Raw genomic sequence first — 17,593 nt, forward strand, 5'->3', positions numbered from 1 at the left:
GGGAAGGCGGGCTTCGGGCGTGGCGGTGCAGGAGGCGAGGCAGGGCGGCGCGGATGCGGGCCCGCACGAGGGCGGCTGTACCTGCGGGGACTGTCCGCACGGGGTGCGTGAGGGGCATCGGCGCGCGGTCGCGGCGTTCCTGCTGAAGCGGGACGAGTTCGCGGCCGGGCACGGCGTGCCGGCCGCCGTGGCCCACTCGGCCTCCGCCTCCCGGCAGTGGGTCTCGGAGGAGTTGACGCAGGCCGCGGAGGCCGTCGCCGAACGGGGCAGGGCCGAGGGCGCGGCGTGGCTGGTGCGGCTGTGGCGGCGGACCGCGGTCGTCGTGTGGGCGGGGGTCGTTCTGCTGCTCCTCGGGCAGGCGCTCACGGCGATCGGCGCGGGCTGGACCGCCGCGCGTTCCACCGGGTTGGTGGCCGCGCTGGTGGTGGCCGGCGCGCTGACCGCCGCGTCGTGGTTCCACCGGGCGCGCGGGGGTGCGCTGGCGCCGGTGATCGGGGAGGACAACCGCCTCTCCACGTCCCGTGCGGTGGCCGCCGCGTGGGTGCTGTTCCTGGCGTTCGCGGTGCTCGTGCTGGTGGGGCAGCTGGCGGCCGCCTCCGGGCACCGGGAGCGTGACGCGCTGATCGCCGGGCTGGAGCTCGCCCGCGGCGCCGGTGTGGTGACGGTGCTGGCCGTGGTGTGCGGGATCGCTGTGCTGGTGCGTCGGGTGGTCGGCCTGCGGGTGCAGGGGCAGCGGCTGCAGAAGGTACGCGCGTCCCGGCCCAGGGCGGCGGACCTGCTGACCGACGACGCGGGGCGGGGGAACTTCGCAGACATCCAGTACGTCGTGATCAGCGGGGTCGCTCTGGTGTTCGCGGCGGTGCGGTTGGCCCGGCGGCCGGACCAGTTGCCGGATCTGCCGTGGGGACTCGCGGTGGTGGTGCTGGTGTCGGCGGCGACGTATCTCGCGGGGAAGTACGCGGAGGGCGGGCGTCCGGTGATCCTTTCGGTGGTGCGGGCGCGGGAGGCCGGTGATCTGGACGCGCCCATCCGGACCGGCGACGACATCGAGATCCGCGGGGCCGGGTTCGTGCCGGTGGGGGCGCAGGGGGCGGATCGGCTGTCGCGGATGGTGGTGCGCGTGGGGGCGGTGAACGTGCACGTGCCGCTGGTGCCGGTGAGGGGCGGGTTCGACAACCCGACGGATGCCCTGCTGACGGTGCCTGTTCCGGCGGAGGTCGAGCCGGGGCGGGTGGAGGTGCAGGTCGTCACCGCGGCGGGCGTGGAGACGAATCGGTACGCGATCGATGTGATGGAGTAACGCGGCGCCTGTGGGTGGTGGGTGGGTCGGGGCCGGGTCGGGGGTGTCCGTCCTCGGACTGGCGCGGAAAGGGGCGTGGTCTGCACCTGGGCCTGCTGACCCGCGGGGATGTGGGCCACGTGAGAAGCGGGGGGTGCGGGCGCGCCGGCCACTGCGGGCGGACACCCCCGCCCCGTTCACGCCGTACGCGGCAGCCTGCGCACCTGCGGGCATGCGTGCCGCCTGGGGCGATGCGGGTCCCCCCGCTCGAGCGAAGCCGAGAGTGGGGGAGGGTGGGCGCGGCGGCACCCCGTAAGCGCCGGGCTGCGCAACCACCCCCCGGCCGCTCCCCCGCGCGCGGGGATGCGAGCCCCCGAAGAAAAACCCCGCGGTCAGGGTTGAGCCGGGACCGATCGTCGTACGTATGGACTGTTGAGGAGGGTTCGGTACGGCGGTGAGAGGCGGCAGGCAGCGATGACTCACGGTATGCGCGCGGACACGTACTCCCCCTACTCCGACGGCCACAGAGGCCGGCGGGACACCGCCGCCCGCTACGCCCTGGTCCCTCTGCGGATCTTCCTCGGGGTCACCTTCCTCTACGCAGGCCTCGACAAGCTCACGGACAGCGCGTTCATGAAGGACTCCGGGGCCGGGTCGATCGGGGACATGATGCGGGGCGTCCGCGACTCCTCCGCCCTTCCCGCGCTGGTCGACATGGCGTTGGAGAGCCCGGTGGGGTTCGGGTACGCCATCGCCTTCGGTGAGTTGGCCGTCGGGATCGGCACCCTGCTCGGCCTGCTCACCCGTCTGGCCGCCCTGGGCGGTGCGTTGATCTCCCTCAGCCTGTGGCTGACCGTGAGCTGGGCCGCCGATCCGTACTACTACGGCAATGACCTCCCGTACCTCATGGGGTGGATCCCACTGGTGCTGGCCGGGGCTCCCCTGTTGTCCGTGGACGCCGCCCTCCGAGCGCGGCGGCGGCAGCGGACGGGGGAGTACCGGTAGCTCGCGTCAGGCCGGTGCGTCCGCCGCTCCGGTCTCCCGGGGCCTCGTCCGGCGGCGGCGTATGAGGCGGGTCAGGAAACCCACCGCGCCGGCCAGGCAGAGGCCGCCCGTGACGACGGGGATCACCACGAACCACGGCGTTTCCCAGGCGCCGCCCGCGTCGCCTGCGTAGATCACCGCGGTCAGGGTGAGGACGATGCCGGCGACCAGCCTGCCGGGCTGGAACTCATGACGTAGCACGGCTCACCTCCGCCTGTCCCACGCCGACCTGGAGTTCGAGGTCGAGCGTGCCCGCCTCCTCGACGCCGGTGGGCGGTTCCAGGGTCACGTCCTTGTGCTTGCCCAGTGCCACGTCCACGTCCTTCTGCTCGTCGCCCGGCAACTGGATGTCGCCCACCCCCACGTCGATGCTCAGCTTCACGGTCACGTCCCTGGGCACGATCACGTGGATCCGGCCCACGCCGACATCGGCCCGCGCCGAAACGGTCCCGTCCCCGGGGACGCGTATCGCGGACAGGTCCAGGACGCCGTTGCCCGTGCCCAGCTCGTAGGCCGGGCGTACCTGAGCGACCGAGGCGGGCTCCCAGGTCGTGCGCGTCCAGTCGGTGCCGATGTCCTTGGGTACGGCGGCCGAGCCGGCGAGCAGGCCCGCCGTGAGGACCGCCAGGACGATCGATCCCGCCCCGGTGCGGCCGAGGAACGCGGAGACGGCCACGCCGACGCCGAAGACGGCCAGCGCGCAGGCGAGACCCGTCTGCAGACTGGTGCCCAGGGGCTGTGTCTCCCAGGTCAGGCCTGTGCCCAGACCGCCCGCGAGCAGGGCGAGCAGGAAGATCCAGCCGCCGATCCGGAGAGGGCCGCGCGGCTTCGGGGACCGGGGACGCGGTCCGTAGGTGTGGTCGCCGGTCCCGGGGTGGGCGCCGAGGCTGATGTTGACGGCGGCGGCGACGTCCGTGTCGCGGGAGTCCCGGGGACCCCACAGATAGCCCGTGCCGCCGATGTGCGTGCCGTCCTTGACGATGGGATCGCGCCACCACGAGGGGAAGGCGGAGGGGACCGGCGGCGCCTGGGGCTCCGGCGGAGCGTCGGCGACGGCCTGGGCGGCGATGTGGTCGGGGCTGGGGGCGCCGCGCCGCCGTGACCAGTACCCGGCGCCGGCGAGCAGCAGGGACAGTATGACGGCGAAGCTCAGCACGCCGTCGTTGCTCAGCATGGTGAGGAAGACGCCGCAGCCGACCAGCGCGAACAGCACCGCCGTCAGGGTGTGGCCGTCGACCCGGCCGGTCAGCAGCCTGCGGATCTCGTTCTCCTCCTCGTCGTCGTACGGGACGAAGAGCCAGGCGAAGCCGTAGAAGATGAGGCCGATGCCGCCGGTGGCGGACAGGACCGCGAGCGTGATCCGGAAGATCACCGGGTCCATGTCGCACTGCCGGCCCAGCCCGGCGCACACCCCGCCCAGCATCTTGTGCCGGCGGTCGCGCCGGAAACGGTGGCCGGCGTCCGTCAGGCCCGACTCGCCGGCCGGCTCCGGCGGCGGGGCGGTCGCTCCCCCCTCCTTGTGCGCGCCTGCGCGCCCGTGCGCGCGCGCCGAGTCCGCGGCGGGCGCGGCATCCTGCGGCCCGCTGCCCTCGGAGGCGCGCGGGCCGGAGCCGGGTCCCGGACCCGTCGCGGCGTGCTGGTGATCGGTCATGAGTCCATGGTGACGGGCGAGCCGCCGTGGCGGCAGTCGGCATGACCCTGGCCGGACCCTGATATCGGTCCCTGAGCGGGGCCGGGGGAGCGTTCGAGGGGCCCGGGCCGCGGAGATCAGGGGAGTCTCCGGGGCAGACCCTGATGCTCCGGCACCTCGGGCGTGTGACCATCGTGGGCATGTCGGAAGCCGCAGCAGCGCCAGTCGCCGAGCCGCGGCCGCCGCGCAAGCTCTACCGCAGCAGTGACGGACGCTGGCTCGGTGGCGTGGCGCGGGGCCTCGCGGGGCATCTCGGGCTGCCCGTGATCTGGGTGCGTCTCGTCTTCGTCGGCCTGTTCATGGCCGACGGTCTCGGTGCGCTGCTGTATGCCGCGTTCTGGTTCTTCGTACCGCTGGGTGTCGGCGGCGTGGACGCGCAGAAGCCGCCCTCGCTGGTGACGACCGAGTCCGCGCCGGACGGCCGGCGCAGACTCGTCACCCGGAGACCGGACAAGGGCCAGATCGTCGCCCTGCTCCTCATGGTCGTGGTGGCCATGATCTTCGTCGGCAGTGTGAACCTGAGCAACGGGGCCAGGGCCTATCTCTGGCCGACCGTGCTGGTCGGTGCGGGTGTCGCCCTGGTCTGGCGGCAGGCGGACAACGCCCGCCGGGCCCGCTGGATGGAGGTCGGCCGTCGCCGCCGCACGGTCACGCTGCTGCGGGCCGTGGCCGGCGTGCTGCTGGTGACGGCGGGCGCCTCGGGCATCTTCGTCCTGAGGGGCTCCGGCAGCCACCTCGGCTCGGTGCTCCAGGCCGCCCTCGCGGTCCTCGTCGGCATCACACTCCTCGCCGGCCCCTACCTCGTGCGCATGACACAGGACCTCTCCGAGGAGCGCCTGATGCGCATCCGGGCCCAGGAACGCGCGGAGGTCGCCGCCCACGTCCACGACTCGGTGCTGCACACCCTCACCCTGATCCAGCGCAACGCGGACAACGCGGGCGAGGTGCGCCGCCTGGCCCGGGCCCAGGAGCGCGACCTGCGCGCCTGGCTCTACAAACCGGAGGGCAACGGAAAGGACGAGGACGACGAGCCCACCACCCTCGCCGAGGCCGTGAGGCGCAACGCCGCCGAGGTGGAGGACAAGCACGGCGTCCCCATCGAGGTCGTCGTCGTGGGCGACTGCCCGCTCGACGAGAGAATCGGCGCGCAGATGCAGGCCGCGCGTGAAGCGATGGTCAACGCCGCCAAGTACGGTGGCGAGGGAGGCGCGGTTCAGGTCTACGCCGAAGTCGAGGGACAGACGGTCTTCGTGTCCGTCCGGGACCGCGGCCCCGGCTTCGATCTCGACTCGATACCCGCCGACCGCATGGGCGTCAGAGAATCGATCATCGGCCGCATGGAGCGCAACGGCGGCACGGCGCGGCTGCGCGCGGTGCCCGACGGCGGCACGGAGGTCGAGCTGGAGATGGAGAGGGCGGAGAAGACGTCATGAGCGAGCCGACCGAGGCGAACGGAACGACGGGACCGGCACAGGGGGCCGAGTCCGCGGCGCCGGCGGGCGGCGACGGCCGGCGTCATGCGCGCGTCGTCCTCGTCGACGATCACCGCATGTTCCGCACGGGCGTCCAGGCGGAGATCGGGCAGACCGAGCAGACGGGTGTCGAGGTGGTCGGCGAGGCCGCCGACGTCGACCAGGCGGTCACAGTGATCACCGCGACCCGGCCCGAGGTGGTCCTGCTCGATGTGCACCTGCCCGGTGGCGGTGGCGTCGAAGTGCTGCGCCGCTGCGCCCCGTTGATGGGCGACACCGAGCGGCCGGTCCGTTTCCTGGCCCTGTCCGTGTCGGACGCGGCGGAGGACGTGATCGGTGTGATCCGGGGCGGTGCCCGCGGATACGTGACCAAGACGATCACCGGGACCGACCTGGTCGACTCGATCTTCCGGGTCCAGGAGGGAGACGCGGTCTTCTCGCCGCGTCTGGCCGGCTTCGTCCTGGACGCCTTCGCCTCGACCGACGCCCCGCCGGCCGACGAGGACCTCGACCGCCTCACCCAGCGCGAGCGGGAGGTGCTGCGGCTGATCGCCCGGGGATACGCGTACAAGGAGATCGCCAAGCAGTTGTTCATCTCCGTGAAGACGGTCGAGTCCCATGTCTCGGCGGTGCTGCGCAAGCTCCAGCTGTCCAACCGCCACGAACTGACCCGCTGGGCGACGGCACGACGACTGGTGTGAGCCGGGGCCCGCCGGGGCCGCTCAGCCCACGCGCGTGGCGCCCGCGAACGGCATCTCGTCGAGGGGGGCCAGGCGCACGGGGGCCGAGGGGTTGGGGGCGTGGATCATCCGGCCGTCGCCGACGTAGAGGCCGACGTGGCTGATGCCGGAGTAGAAGAAGACCAGGTCGCCCGGGAGCAGCTCGGAGCGGGGGATGCGGCGGCCGGCGGCGATCTGGGCGTAGGTCGTGCGGGGCAGGGAGACCCCGGCGGAGCGGTACGCGGCCTGGACGAGACCCGAGCAGTCGAAGGCGTCGGGCCCGGTCGCGCCCCAGACGTAGGGGCTGCCGAGCTTCTGGTAGGCGTAGGAGACGGCCTGCGCGGCGCGTGCACCGGGGGCCAGGGAGGTGACGGAGCCGGGAGCCGTCAGGCCGTCCCGGAGGTCCGTCGACGGGCGTGAGGCGTGGTCGGTGCCGTCGGTGCGCCCCGCGCGTTGGTCGGGTGGCAGCCGGGACAGCAGCCGGCGGGCGGCCGTCAGCTTGCCGGTGATCGTGTCCCTGTGGCGTTTCAGATCGGCGCGACGGGACGTCAGGTTGTTCACCTCGATGCGCGCGGCGCCCCGCAGCTGCTCGATCTCCCGCAGCTGTGCGCGTACGCGCCCCACCGCCGCCCGCTGACGGCTGCCCGCCCGTTCGGCGAGGGCGGCGCCGTCCAGGTAGCCGTCCGGGTCCTCGGACAGGACGAGTTGCAGGGCAGGGTCCAGGCCACCACCGCGGTACTGCGCCGCCGCGGCCGAACCCAGCGCGGCGCGGGCGGAGTCGAGCCGCTCCTGCCTGCGGGCCCGCTCGTCCTGCAGAGCGCCCAGCCGCCGCCGGGCCGACTCCGCCTTCTCCTTCGCGCCGTTGTACTTCTCGGTGGCTGCCTCCGCCTCCTGGTAGAGCTTGGCGACGTCGGCTCTGACCTGGTCCGGTGTCGGCTGTGGTGCGGCGTGTCCCGACCCGTCGAGGCCGGTCGCGGTGGCCGCGCCGGCGAGGGCGATGGTGGCGGCCGTGCGGGCCTTGGTGCCGCCCGCCCAGCGCTGTCGGTACCTGCGGTGCGCTGCCACCCTGACTCCCGTCCTTTCCGATGTCCGCCCGGGAGCGGATCGCCGTCCGGCGGTCCGGCGGCGGGGGTGCACAGGGGGAGCCGTCCGCCGCCGGACCTTCTCGGCGGTGGTGGCCGGTCGCCGCCCCCGGTCCGGGCGGCGTGGAGAGCCGGTCACCTGGTGGAGGACGCTAGGTCCGGCCGCGCGGCCCCGGTAACGGGTTGTGCGGAACTGGTGCGAGCGGACCGACGGGTGACCGCACGTGACCGTGATCCCGTTCCCGCTCCGTCGCCTTCGGGCAGGGCGATGACCGATGTGGTGAAGGAGGGAAGGATGAGGGCGCCGGAGTGCTATGGGGTGCGCATGGCTAGGCTCCGGCCTCATGGACGTACTCATCCACCTCTTCGTCGGTCTCCACATCATCGGCATCGCGTCGCTGCTCGGCGGCTTCCTCACCCAGATGAAGGCGATGGGCGAGGGCACCGCCCGCTTCAGCCCCGCGATGCTGCACGGCGCGCTGACGATGCTGGTCACCGGTGTGATCCTGGTCGGCCTCAACCAGGCCGACGACCAGCCCGTCGACAACCTCAAGATCGGCGTGAAGCTGGCCCTGCTGATCGTGATCCTCGGCCTGGTCTATGTGAAGCGGGACGAGGAGAAGGCCGACAAGGGCATGTTCGGCCTGGTCGGCCTGCTGACCACGGCGAACATCTTCATCGCGGTGCTGTGGACCTGACCCGTCCCGGTCCCCGTTCCCGACCCCGTCCCGGTCCCGTCCCCGACCTCGGTCCTGACCCCGTGCCTGTCCCTCTGCCCCTCGTCCCGAAGGCCGGGCGGCTCAGGCCGGGCGCACCACGCTGTGGATCGAGGACTCGCCGTCGTAGTAGATCGACTCCTCGCGGACGTACGTGCCGGGCTTCGGGGCGTGGATCATCATCCCGTTGCCGATGTAGATACCCACGTGGGTGATGTCGTCGTAGAAGAAGACCAGGTCACCGGGTCGAGCCTGCGAGACGGGGACCGTCGTGCCCGCGTCGACCTGGTCGTACGTCGTGCGCGGGACGGTGACGCCGGCGGCCTTCCAGGCACCCTGGGTGAGGCCGGAGCAGTCGTAGGAGTCGGGGCCGGTGGCGCCCCAGACGTACGGCTTGCCGATCTGCGCGCGGGCGAAGGCGAGGGCCTTGTCGGCCTTGGCGGCGTACGAGGAGTCGGCCGGGGGCGTCGTCGCCGAGCCGGAGGACCCGGACGTGCCGGAGCCCCCTGAGGTGCCGCTCTCCTGCTGTGCGGCCTCCTCCTGGGCCTTCTGCTGCTCCGCCTGCTGCCGGGCGAGCTCGGCGGCCTTGCGGGCGGCCTCCTCCCGCTGCTTCCTCTCGATCGCCGCGAGCCGCGCCTTCTCCTCGGCGGTCAGCTTCGACATCAGCTCGCGCGCGTCGGTGAGCTTCTTCTGGACGGTGGCCTTGGCCGTCTTCAGGTCGCCCTGGGACTCGGTGAGCGTCTCGAGACTCCGGGTGGCTTCCCGGCGCGTCTTCATCGTCTCGGACTGCTGCGTGACGTAGTCGTCGACCGCTTCCTTCTGGCGGCCGGTCATCCGGTCCATCAGCTGGCTCTGGTCGAAGATGTCCTGCGGTGAGTCCGCGAGCAGGAAGGTCGCGGTGTCGGGGATGCCGGCGCCGGTCCGGTACTGGGCGGCGGCGAAGGAACCCAGTTCCTCCCGTGCCTCGTTGAGCCGCTGGGTGCGCTTGGCCACGGCGTCGAGGAGGGCGTCGACGCGCTTGCGCTGCTTCGCGGTCCTCTCCTTGGCCGCGTTGTACTTCTCGGTCGCCGACTCCGCCTGGCGGTAGAGATCGTCGACCTTCTTCTCGACCTCTTCCAGGCTCGGCCTGCCGTCGTCCGAGGGGGCGGCGTCGGCGGTCTGGGACAGCAGGGCCACGGAGGTCAGCGCGGCCGTGGCGAGTGCCGGGGTCCGTATGCCTGCCACGCGCGGGCCGGGGATGCGCGACTTGCGGTGCGACGCCAAGGGAGGCGACTCCTTCCAAAGCTCCGCCTACCGGGTTAGCGGTGGGGGTCCCCCGGACGTTCAGGCTCTGGGGAGAGTTCGGGCGGCTGCTTGGAAGGGTTGCCCTACGGCCGCTCCACGAGGGAGTGGGCCGATTCACCCCAAGGTCTCGGTGGGTCCCCGGCTCCGGCTGCCGCGGGGGCGGTGACGGACTCGGCGGGGGCCGCGCGACCCGGCGAGGTCCGCCGGTGGGGGGCGAGCGGCCCGCCCGCACCGTAGCCAACTGGTGTGGCTCCTGTGAAGGTTGCTGGGTGATATGCCCGATACATTTTCGTGACCTTGTGGGTCGGGTCACTCAGGGTGAGGCGGTGGTAGTGGAGGGTGTGCGGCAGGGAGGTCCGGGGCCCCGCGGCCGAGGGGGGCCGGAATCCGGGGGATGTTCTCGGGGTGGCCCCGGGTTGTCGGTGGGGCGCCCTAGACTCGGAGAGCGATGAGCAGCCTCTTTGACGACAGCTTCCTGGCGGACCTCCAGGCCCAGCGGGGCCCTGCGGACGAGCCCCCGCCACCACCCGAGGACGATCATGTGCCGGAGCCCCTTCCGGACGATCTGTTCGGCGGGAAGTTCGACGTGCCGCCGGACCGGTGGGGATCCCCCCGCTCGAGCGAAGCCGAAAGTGGGGGAGGCTACTACCGCGACGGCGCCCCGCGCCCGGTGATGGACTCCGCCGCGCTGCTGGAGGGGCTGAACGACAACCAGCGCGCCGCCGTCGTGCACTCCGGCTCCCCGCTGCTCATCGTGGCCGGCGCCGGGTCCGGCAAGACGCGCGTGCTCACCCACCGCATCGCCCACCTGCTCGCCGAGCGGAGCGTCCACCCCGGTCAGGTCCTGGCGATCACCTTCACCAACAAGGCCGCCGGTGAGATGAAGGAGCGCGTCGAGCAGCTCGTCGGCCCGCGCGCCCACGCGATGTGGGTGATGACCTTCCACAGCGCCTGCGTGCGCATCCTGCGCCGCGAGAGCAAGAAGCTCGGCTTCACGTCGTCCTTCTCGATCTACGACGCGGCCGACTCCAAGCGTCTGATGGCCCTGGTCTGCCGCGATCTGGACCTCGACCCCAAGCGCTTCCCGCCGAAGTCCTTCAGCGCCAAGATCAGCAACCTGAAGAACGAGCTGATCGACGAGGAGGACTTCGCCGCCCAGGCCACCGACGGTTTCGAGAAGACCCTCGCCCAGGCCTACGCCCTGTACCAGTCGCGGCTGCGCGAGGCCAACGCCCTCGACTTCGACGACCTGATCATGACGACGGTCAATCTGCTCCGCGCCTTCCCGGACGTCGCCGAGCACTACCGCCGCCGCTTCCGCCACGTGCTCGTCGACGAGTACCAGGACACCAACCACGCCCAGTACGCCCTGGTCAGGGAGCTCGTCGGCACCTCCGAGCACCCCGTCGACGTGCCGCCGGAGGCCGAGGTCCCGCCCGCCGAACTGTGCGTGGTGGGCGACGCCGACCAGTCGATCTACGCCTTCCGCGGCGCGACGATCCGCAACATCCTCCAGTTCGAGGAGGACTACCCGGACGCGACGACGATCCTGCTGGAGCAGAACTACCGCTCCACGCAGACCATCCTGAGCGCCGCCAACGCCGTCATCGAGCGCAACGAGTCGCGCCGCCCCAAGAACCTGTGGACCAACGCCGGCTCCGGCGCGCGGATCACCGGGTACGTCGCGGACACCGAGCACGACGAGGCGCAGTTCGTCGCCGACGAGATAGACCGCCTCACCGACGCGGGCGAGGCGAAGGCCGGCGACGTCGCGGTCTTCTACCGCACCAACGCGCAGTCCCGTGTCTTCGAGGAGATCTTCATCCGGGTCGGCCTGCCCTACAAGGTCGTCGGCGGCGTCCGCTTCTACGAGCGCAAGGAGGTCCGGGACGTCCTGGCCTATCTGCGGGTGCTCGCCAACCCCGAGGACTCGGTGCCGCTGCGCCGCATCCTCAACGTGCCCAAGCGGGGCATCGGCGACCGCGCGGAGGCCATGATCGACGCCCTCGCGCAGCGCGAGAAGATCAGCTTCCCGCAGGCGCTGAAGCGCGTCGACGAGGCGTACGGCATGGCCGCCCGGTCGACGAACGCCGTGAGGCGGTTCAACACGCTGATGGAGGACCTCCGTACGATCGCCGAGTCCGGCGCGGGCCCGGCGACGGTCCTGGAGGCGATCCTCGAACGCACCGGCTACCTCGCCGAGTTGCAGGCCTCCACCGACCCGCAGGACGAGACCCGGATCGAAAACCTCCAGGAACTCGCCGCCGTCGCCCTGGAGTTCGAGCAGGAGCGCGGCGAGGGCGAGGCCGGCACCCTGGCCGACTTCCTGGAACGGGTCGCCTTGGTCGCCGACTCCGACCAGATCCCCGACGACGACGAGGACGGCTCCGGCGTCATCACCCTGATGACCCTGCACACCGCCAAGGGCCTGGAGTTCCCGGTCGTCTTCCTCACCGGCATGGAGGACGGCGTCTTCCCGCACATGCGCGCCCTCGGCCAGACCAAGGAACTGGAGGAGGAGCGGCGCCTGGCCTACGTCGGCATCACGCGCGCGCGTGAGCGGCTCTACCTCACCCGGTCGACGCTGCGCAGCGCGTGGGGGCAGCCCTCCTACAACCCGCCCTCGCGCTTCCTGGAGGAGATCCCGGCGGCCCACCTGGAGTGGAAGCGGACGGGGGCGAGCACACCCGTGTCCTCCGGTCCCGCGTCGGGCGTGGCGGCTTCGCTGTCGTCGTCCCGGTCCCGCTCGTCGGCATCGGGCGGCTCCGGCTTCGCCACCCGCCGGGCGGCGGGGGACAAGCCCGTGGTGTCGGTGGCCGTCGGCGACCGGGTCACGCACGACCAGTTCGGCCTCGGCACCGTGGTCGCGGTCAAGGGCACGGGTGCGAACGCGGAGGCGACCATCGACTTCGGGGACACCAAGCCGAAGCGCCTGCTCCTGCGGTACGCGCCGGTGGAGAAGCTGTAGCGGCCCGCCGCCGGAGGGCCCGCCGGGGCCCGTCGGCGGCTTGGGCCCACGGGCCGGGTCCTACGACGGGTCGAGGCCGTGGCTGCGCAGCCAGGCGAGCGGGTCGATCGCCGAGCCGCCACCGGGGCGGACCTCGAAGTGCAGGTGCGGGCCGGTCGAGTTGCCGGAGTTCCCGGAGAACGCGATCGGGTCGCCCGCCTTCACGGTCGTGCCGGAGGGGACCTGGTAGCTGGAGAGGTGGCAGTACCACGTCTCCGTGCCGTCCATCGCGGTCACGATCATCATGTTGCCGTAGGCGGGGTTGTACTGCGTACGTACCGTGCCGTCGGTCGCGGCCATCACCGTGGCGCCGTACGACACGGGGAAGTCGATGCCGGAGTGGACCGACATCCAGTTGATGCCGGACTGGCCGTAGTAGGCGCTGAGCCCGTGCTGTGCGACGGGGAGCGCGAACTTCGGGCGCAGCCGCTCCTTGCGGGCCGCCTCCTCCGCCGCCCGCCTGCGCTCGGCCTCCTGCTGAGCCCTGAGGTCGATGCGTTCCTGGGTGCGGCTGGCCCGGTCGGCGAAGTCGTCGGCGCCGGCGGCGAGGCTCTCCAGCTGGGTGTCCAGCTTGATGTTGGCGGCGGACGGTTTCACCGGCTGGGCGTCCGCCGCGGTGGTCGCCGTGTCCTGGCCGCCGTCGTCGCCCAGATCGCCGACCGAGGCCGCGGCGATACCCGCGACGCCCATCACACACGCCGAGGGCACGGCCACCGTGAACAGCGCGGAGCGCTTGGGGGGCGTACGGCGACGGGACCGGGACCCGGCACGCGTGGCCGCGCGCGGCGACGGGGCGGGGACGGTCTCCTCCTGCTCGTCGAGCAGGTGCACCGCGGGCAGCTCACCGGTGTCGGCGGGCTCGCCGTGCGCCGGCTCGTCGGCGGGTTCGTCGTAGCCACCCTGGGCGGCATCCTCGTACGTGCCCTGTGCCGGGTCCTCGTACGTGCCCTGGTCGTAGGTATCGGCCTGCGGCTCGTAGGCGTCGGGAGCGGACGCCGGGGCGGTGGCGTCGCCGCCGTCGAGGTTCCACTGCGTGGCGTCGTAGACGCCGCTCTCGAAGGTCTGCGCGTTCCAGTCCCAGTGCTGGGTCCGGTCGGCGGGGTTCCCGGCCTGATCGGGCTGGACCCAGGCACCGGCGTCCCACTGTCCGCTGGTCTCCGGCGAGCCGGCCTGCGGCGGGATCACCGGCATCGGCTGGTGGCCGGTGGTCCAGGCGGTCGTGTCGTGGGCGCCGGTGTCGTACCCGGCGGCGTGCTGGGCCGCGTAGCCGTCGTAGTGCCCGGTGTCGTGGCCGCCCGCGGCCCAGTGTCCGGTGTCGTACGCACCGGTGTCGTGGCCGCTGCCCGGGAGGTCGCCGAAGAGGGGATCGGTGGCGAAGGTCCCGGTGGTGTGGCCGCCGGTGCCGAAGTGCGTGGCGTCAAAACCGGTGGCGTCGTAACCGCCGTACGTGGTGAAGTCGCCGTACTGGGCTTCCTGGGTGCCGTACGACGCGTAGGGCGCCGAGGAGGCATCGGAAGCCGGAGTCGGGGGGATGGTCCCCGACGGGTGACGGTCGTTCACCAACTTCTCTTTCGCCTCGACAACAGGGGCTGCCAGAGCAGTGCGGCGACTGTACCCGGCAGTACGCGGGCACGACAATCTTCCCCAGGTTTCACGCGCGCAGGAAACGGGCATTCGGTCGTCTTTTGGCGGACGGCGGGCGCGGTCTTGGCTCTTTGTTCGAAGTGCGTTCGAAGCTTTGGGTCGGGTGGCGGCGGTAAGTCGGCCGTGCCGGACCGTTGTTGTTCGGACGGGGGCGCCGGGGAGCTCCTGTCACGGCGCACGGGTTCCGGGCGTGTCGCGCCGTGCCGCCCTCATGCCACCGTCAGGCCCTCCGGCCGGCCGGTGGACGGCTCTCCGGGACGCGCCGTGTCCAGGGCCTGTCGTATGCCGGTCGCCACGGCCGGGTGCACCGGCAGGGCGAGGTGGCCGACGCCGCTCACCCGTACGTTCGCCACCGACAGGTCGGGGTGCTCGATGCACGCCGTCTCGAGCGGGTCCATGATGTGGTCGAGATCGCTCCAGAAGGCGACGAAGTGCGTACGGCAGCCGGGTGCGGGCAGGGCGAGCTCCTCGAGCACCGCTGAGCCGGGGCGCATCTGGCGCACGATGGGGTGCGCGTTGGCCAGCGGCGCGACGCGGGTGCCGGAGTGCGGGGTGCCGAGCGTGACGAGCGTCCGCACGCGGGTGTCACCGCCCAGTCGCTGCACGTAGTACCGCGCGATCAGTCCCCCGAGGCTGTGCCCCACCACGTCCACCTGACGGCTGCCCGTCCGCTCGCACACCTGCTCTATGTGCCGGCCGAGCAGCTCGGCTGCGATACGGACGTCGCAGGTCAGCGGTGAGTAGTTCAGCGACTCGATCTGGTGTCTGCCGTGCTGGGTCAGACTGCGGCGCAACAGGAGGAAGACCGAGCGGTTGTCGATGAAGCCGTGGAGCAGCACGACCGGCGGTTTGGCCTCCGGCGGCAGCTGTGCGGTGCCGCCCGGTGCGGGCAGCGCGGGAGTCGCGCCGCGTCGCTCCTGGATGATGCCGGCCGGATAGAGCAGGAGGTGGCCCGCCAGGATCGCCAGCTCCAGGGCGGTCGCCTTCAGCAGGGCCAGGGAGAGATCCGCCAGCCGGATGGGCAGAAGACGCCGGCAGAGCGGCAGGAAGGGTAGAGCTGCCTCGGTGACCTTCATGGCCGACCTCCTGTCGGCACGCGGAAGGACAGCCTCGTCCCCCGTGTGCCCTCATGGGACATCGCTGCGAGAGTGGTCGACGGTGCGCGCGAGCGACGGCTGGAGGGGCGCGGTGGTGCGGCGACCTCGGTGCGCATCCCTTATCCGCATGGTCCCACCGATGCCCACGTGCCGCACGGGCAGGCGGTGTGCGGGCCTCGGAGCCCGGGAACGCTGCGCGGTGAACGTGTCCCACCGTGTGATTTGCCCCTCGCTGTGCACCGTGAAACTGCCGGGTGCGGGATGCTGGAGATAACGTTCGTTCACTTCCTCGGCCGGTTCGGGCCTGGGATTCCGTGCGATGTGTACGGCGTGGCGGATGTGTGCGGTACTTGTCGGTACGGATGGATGTAGTCGCTTCATGGAGGCAGTGATGGGTGTGGCAGCCGGTCCGATCCGCGTGGTGGTGGCCAAGCCGGGGCTCGACGGCCACGATCGCGGGGCCAAGGTGATCGCGCGGGCGCTGCGCGACGCCGGTATGGAGGTGATCTACACCGGGCTTCACCAGACTCCCGAGCAGATCGTCGACACCGCGATCCAGGAGGACGCCGACGCGATCGGGCTCTCCATCCTCTCCGGCGCGCACAACACGCTCTTCGCGGCGGTGATCGAGCTGCTCGAGCAGCGGGACGCGGCGGACATCCTGGTCTTCGGCGGCGGGATCATCCCCGAGGCGGACATCGCTCCGCTGAAGGAGAAGGGCGTCGCGGAGATCTTCACGCCGGGCGCGACCACGGCGTCGATCGTCGACTGGGTCCGCGCGAACGTACGCCAGCCCGCGCAGGCGTAACCGGCCGTCCGTGACCCCGGCCACCACGGGCTCCCCGCCCGCGTCCTCCCGGCATGCGGTGCGGTGGGCCCGGCGCGGCCCGGTGGTGGGTGTCAGGGGCCGGGCGGGGTCAGTTCCGTGAGCATGGCCGCGCGCAGGCGCAGCGTGGTGACCAGGCGTTGGAAGGCTTCCGACCAGTAGCCCCCGGCTCCGGGGGACGCGTTCTCCGGTTCGTCCGGTATCGCCAGGAGCGCGTCGAGGCGGCCGGACTCGGACGGGTCGAGGCAGCGTTCGGCCAGGCCCATGACTCCGCTGAAACTCCATGGATAGCTCCCCGCGTCGCGCGCGATGTTGAGCGCGTCGACCACCGCCCGTCCGACCGGCGCGGCCCACGGCACGGCGCACACCCCGAGCAGCTGAAAGGCCTCGGACAGGCCGTGCGTCTCGATGAACCCGGCCACCCACTCCGCCCGTTCGTCGGCCTCCAGCGTGCCGAGCAGCTGGGCGCGTTCGGCCAGGGACACCGCCCCCGGCCCGCCCGCCTCCGGCGCCGAGGGCTCCCCGAGCAGCGCCCGGGACCACGGCGCGTTCCGCTGCCGTACGGCCGCCCGGCACCACGCCGCGTGCAGTTCGCCCTGCCAGTCGTCCGCCACCGGCAGGGCCACGATCTCCTGGGGCGTACGCCCGCCGAGCCGCCGCGACCAGCTGTCGAGCGGTGCCGCCTCCACCAACTGGCCGAGCCACCAGGACCGTTCGCCCCGGCCTGCGGGGGCCTTGGCCACCACGCCGTCGCGTTCCATGCCCGCGTCGCATGCGTGCGGTGCCTCGACGGCGATCGTCGGTGTGTCCCCCGTATGGTCCACGGCCACACAGGCCCCGGCTCTGACCGCCATCCGATCCGCCAGTGCCGAGCCGGGCAGCGACGACAGCAGCTCCGCCGCCGTCGCCCGTACATTGCGGCTGCGGTCGGCCAGCGCCTGCTCCAGGAAGGGCTCGTCGTCCGGACCGAGGCCGGCGCGCAGCGAGTCCAGGAACATCAGCCGGTCCTCCGCCCGCTCCGCCGCCCAGGTCGTCGCGAGGAGTGCGCGCGCGGCGGCCGGCTCGCGGGAGCGCAGGGCGGCGAGGAGGGCGACCCGTTCGGCGAAGAGGCCCTCCTGCCAGAGCTGCCGTATCCCGTCCGTGTCGTGCGGGCCGGGTACGGACGTGCCCCCGCCCGGCGTGGACCGCAGGGCGAACCGCCAGTCCGGGTTGAGCCGGGCCAGCCACAGGGCGCGCGGCCCGGCGAGGCGCAGCGCCGCCGGACGCAGGTCCGTCCGTCCCCGGGCGGCGTCGAGCAGGGCGGGCAGCGACTCGGGCGGCGCCGCGTAACCGTGGGCGTTCGCCACCGCCAGCCACTGGGGCAGCAGCTCCATGAGATCCGGAGCCGTGCCCCGGCGGCCACCGCCGGAGGTGCCGGAGCGATCGGCGAGCAGCATCGTGAGCCGGCGGGCGGCGGCGGGCGGCAGCGGAGGACGCCGGTCCTCGGGCGCGGGCCGCGGACGCTCGCCGGCCGGGGCCGGCCGCAGCCCCGCCCGTCGCCGTACGGTCGCCAGGGCCGCCGCGTCCAGCAGGGCCAGCGGCGCACGAGGCCCCGGCGCGGTGCCTGCCGGTGTGCGCCGGTCCGTGCCCAGCAGGGCCGTGGTCACCAGTTCCTCCCAGGCGTCCGGGAGGGAAGGGGCCGCGGCCGCGGTGGTCCTGCTCATGAGCTTCCTTTCCGACGGGTGTCCCGGAGC

14 protein-coding genes are annotated in these 17,593 nt (G+C 72.5%); 7 read left to right on the forward strand and 7 right to left on the reverse strand.

Going from position 1 to position 17,593, the window contains the following annotated elements; genetic code table 11:
* Positions 1–19: 19 nt before the first annotated feature.
* Together IE178_RS25825 and IE178_RS25830 are read left to right on the forward strand one after the other, a co-directional pair.
* On the forward strand, positions 20–1,300 hold the full coding sequence (locus IE178_RS25825) for a hypothetical protein (RefSeq protein ID WP_193513965.1): 1,281 nt from the start codon (positions 20–22) through the stop codon (positions 1,298–1,300).
* Between the two features lie 453 nt (positions 1,301–1,753).
* Complete coding sequence (locus IE178_RS25830; RefSeq protein ID WP_184761065.1) at positions 1,754–2,284, forward strand: DoxX family membrane protein; 531 nt, start codon at positions 1,754–1,756, stop codon at positions 2,282–2,284.
* Positions 2,285–2,290: 6 nt separating this feature from the next.
* On the opposite strand, the gene IE178_RS25835 is transcribed toward IE178_RS25830, so the two are convergent.
* The gene (locus IE178_RS25835; RefSeq protein WP_193513966.1) at positions 2,291–2,524 is read right to left on the reverse strand and encodes a hypothetical protein; all 234 of its coding nucleotides are present in this window, start codon (positions 2,522–2,524) and stop codon (positions 2,291–2,293) included.
* Positions 2,511–3,974: a PspC domain-containing protein gene (locus IE178_RS25840; RefSeq protein WP_193513967.1), complete on the reverse strand. Its 1,464-nt coding sequence runs from the start codon at positions 3,972–3,974 to the stop codon at positions 2,511–2,513. The genes IE178_RS25835 and IE178_RS25840 overlap by 14 nt, the downstream gene beginning before the upstream one ends.
* 179 nt (positions 3,975–4,153) lie before the next feature.
* Here IE178_RS25840 and IE178_RS25845 point away from each other — a divergent pair, with 179 nt between their 5' ends.
* Together IE178_RS25845 and IE178_RS25850 are read left to right on the forward strand one after the other, a co-directional pair.
* Positions 4,154–5,446 carry an ATP-binding protein gene (locus tag IE178_RS25845; RefSeq protein WP_184761068.1) on the forward strand — a complete coding sequence of 431 codons (1,293 nt, stop codon included), beginning with the start codon at positions 4,154–4,156 and terminating at the stop codon, positions 5,444–5,446.
* The gene (locus IE178_RS25850) at positions 5,443–6,186 is read left to right on the forward strand and encodes a LuxR C-terminal-related transcriptional regulator (protein ID WP_193513968.1); all 744 of its coding nucleotides are present in this window, start codon (positions 5,443–5,445) and stop codon (positions 6,184–6,186) included. Before IE178_RS25845 ends, IE178_RS25850 begins: the two co-directional genes overlap by 4 nt.
* Before the next feature lie 21 nt (positions 6,187–6,207).
* Here IE178_RS25850 and IE178_RS25855 read toward each other — a convergent pair whose 3' ends face one another.
* Complete coding sequence (locus tag IE178_RS25855; protein WP_184761070.1) at positions 6,208–7,269, reverse strand: C40 family peptidase; 1,062 nt, start codon at positions 7,267–7,269, stop codon at positions 6,208–6,210.
* 361 nt (positions 7,270–7,630) lie between these two features.
* On the opposite strand from IE178_RS25855, the gene IE178_RS25860 reads away from it, so the two are divergent.
* Positions 7,631–7,984: a hypothetical protein gene (locus IE178_RS25860; protein WP_193513969.1), complete on the forward strand. Its 354-nt coding sequence runs from the start codon at positions 7,631–7,633 to the stop codon at positions 7,982–7,984.
* 102 nt (positions 7,985–8,086) lie between these two features.
* Here IE178_RS25860 and IE178_RS25865 read toward each other — a convergent pair whose 3' ends face one another.
* On the reverse strand, positions 8,087–9,265 hold the full coding sequence (locus tag IE178_RS25865) for a C40 family peptidase (RefSeq protein ID WP_193513970.1): 1,179 nt from the start codon (positions 9,263–9,265) through the stop codon (positions 8,087–8,089).
* 469 nt (positions 9,266–9,734) lie between these two features.
* Here IE178_RS25865 and pcrA point away from each other — a divergent pair, with 469 nt between their 5' ends.
* The gene (pcrA, locus tag IE178_RS25870; protein WP_193513971.1) at positions 9,735–12,254 is read left to right on the forward strand and encodes a DNA helicase PcrA; all 2,520 of its coding nucleotides are present in this window, start codon (positions 9,735–9,737) and stop codon (positions 12,252–12,254) included.
* Between the two features lie 60 nt (positions 12,255–12,314).
* On the opposite strand, the gene IE178_RS25875 is transcribed toward pcrA, so the two are convergent.
* Both IE178_RS25875 and IE178_RS25880 read right to left on the reverse strand, forming a co-directional pair.
* A complete protein-coding gene (locus tag IE178_RS25875; RefSeq protein ID WP_193513972.1) occupies positions 12,315–13,967 on the reverse strand; it encodes a M23 family metallopeptidase in 1,653 nt (550 codons plus the stop codon).
* A 179-nt stretch (positions 13,968–14,146) separates the two neighbouring features.
* The gene (locus IE178_RS25880; RefSeq protein ID WP_193513973.1) at positions 14,147–15,013 is read right to left on the reverse strand and encodes an esterase/lipase family protein; all 867 of its coding nucleotides are present in this window, start codon (positions 15,011–15,013) and stop codon (positions 14,147–14,149) included.
* A 412-nt stretch (positions 15,014–15,425) separates the two neighbouring features.
* Between IE178_RS25880 and icmB the strand changes: the two genes are divergently transcribed.
* On the forward strand, positions 15,426–15,842 hold the full coding sequence (gene icmB, locus IE178_RS25885) for a coenzyme B12-dependent isobutyryl CoA mutase small subunit (RefSeq protein ID WP_145867664.1): 417 nt from the start codon (positions 15,426–15,428) through the stop codon (positions 15,840–15,842).
* A gap of 92 nt (positions 15,843–15,934) precedes the next feature.
* On the opposite strand, the gene IE178_RS25890 is transcribed toward icmB, so the two are convergent.
* Positions 15,935–17,563, reverse strand: coding sequence for a DUF5691 domain-containing protein (locus IE178_RS25890; RefSeq protein ID WP_193513974.1), 1,629 nt, complete (start codon positions 17,561–17,563; stop codon positions 15,935–15,937).
* Between the last annotated feature and the right edge of the window lie 30 nt (positions 17,564–17,593).

This window comes from Streptomyces griseoloalbus (genome assembly GCA_014650015.1).
GTDB lineage: Bacteria > Actinomycetota > Actinomycetes > Streptomycetales > Streptomycetaceae > Streptomyces > Streptomyces griseoloalbus.

Coding starts and splice junctions, on each gene's coding strand:
- IE178_RS25830 (WP_184761065.1), top strand. CDS start 1,754: ATGACTCACGGTATGCGCGCGGACACGTACTCCCCCTACTCCGACGGC.
- IE178_RS25840 (WP_193513967.1), bottom strand. CDS start 3,974: ATGACCGATCACCAGCACGCCGCGACGGGTCCGGGACCCGGCTCCGGC.
- IE178_RS25845 (WP_184761068.1), top strand. CDS start 4,154: ATGTCGGAAGCCGCAGCAGCGCCAGTCGCCGAGCCGCGGCCGCCGCGC.
- IE178_RS25850 (WP_193513968.1), top strand. CDS start 5,443: ATGAGCGAGCCGACCGAGGCGAACGGAACGACGGGACCGGCACAGGGG.
- IE178_RS25860 (WP_193513969.1), top strand. CDS start 7,631: ATGGACGTACTCATCCACCTCTTCGTCGGTCTCCACATCATCGGCATC.
- pcrA (WP_193513971.1), top strand. CDS start 9,735: ATGAGCAGCCTCTTTGACGACAGCTTCCTGGCGGACCTCCAGGCCCAG.
- IE178_RS25875 (WP_193513972.1), bottom strand. CDS start 13,967: ATGCCCGTTTCCTGCGCGCGTGAAACCTGGGGAAGATTGTCGTGCCCG.
- IE178_RS25880 (WP_193513973.1), bottom strand. CDS start 15,013: ATGAAGGTCACCGAGGCAGCTCTACCCTTCCTGCCGCTCTGCCGGCGT.
- icmB (WP_145867664.1), top strand. CDS start 15,426: ATGGGTGTGGCAGCCGGTCCGATCCGCGTGGTGGTGGCCAAGCCGGGG.
- IE178_RS25890 (WP_193513974.1), bottom strand. CDS start 17,563: ATGAGCAGGACCACCGCGGCCGCGGCCCCTTCCCTCCCGGACGCCTGG.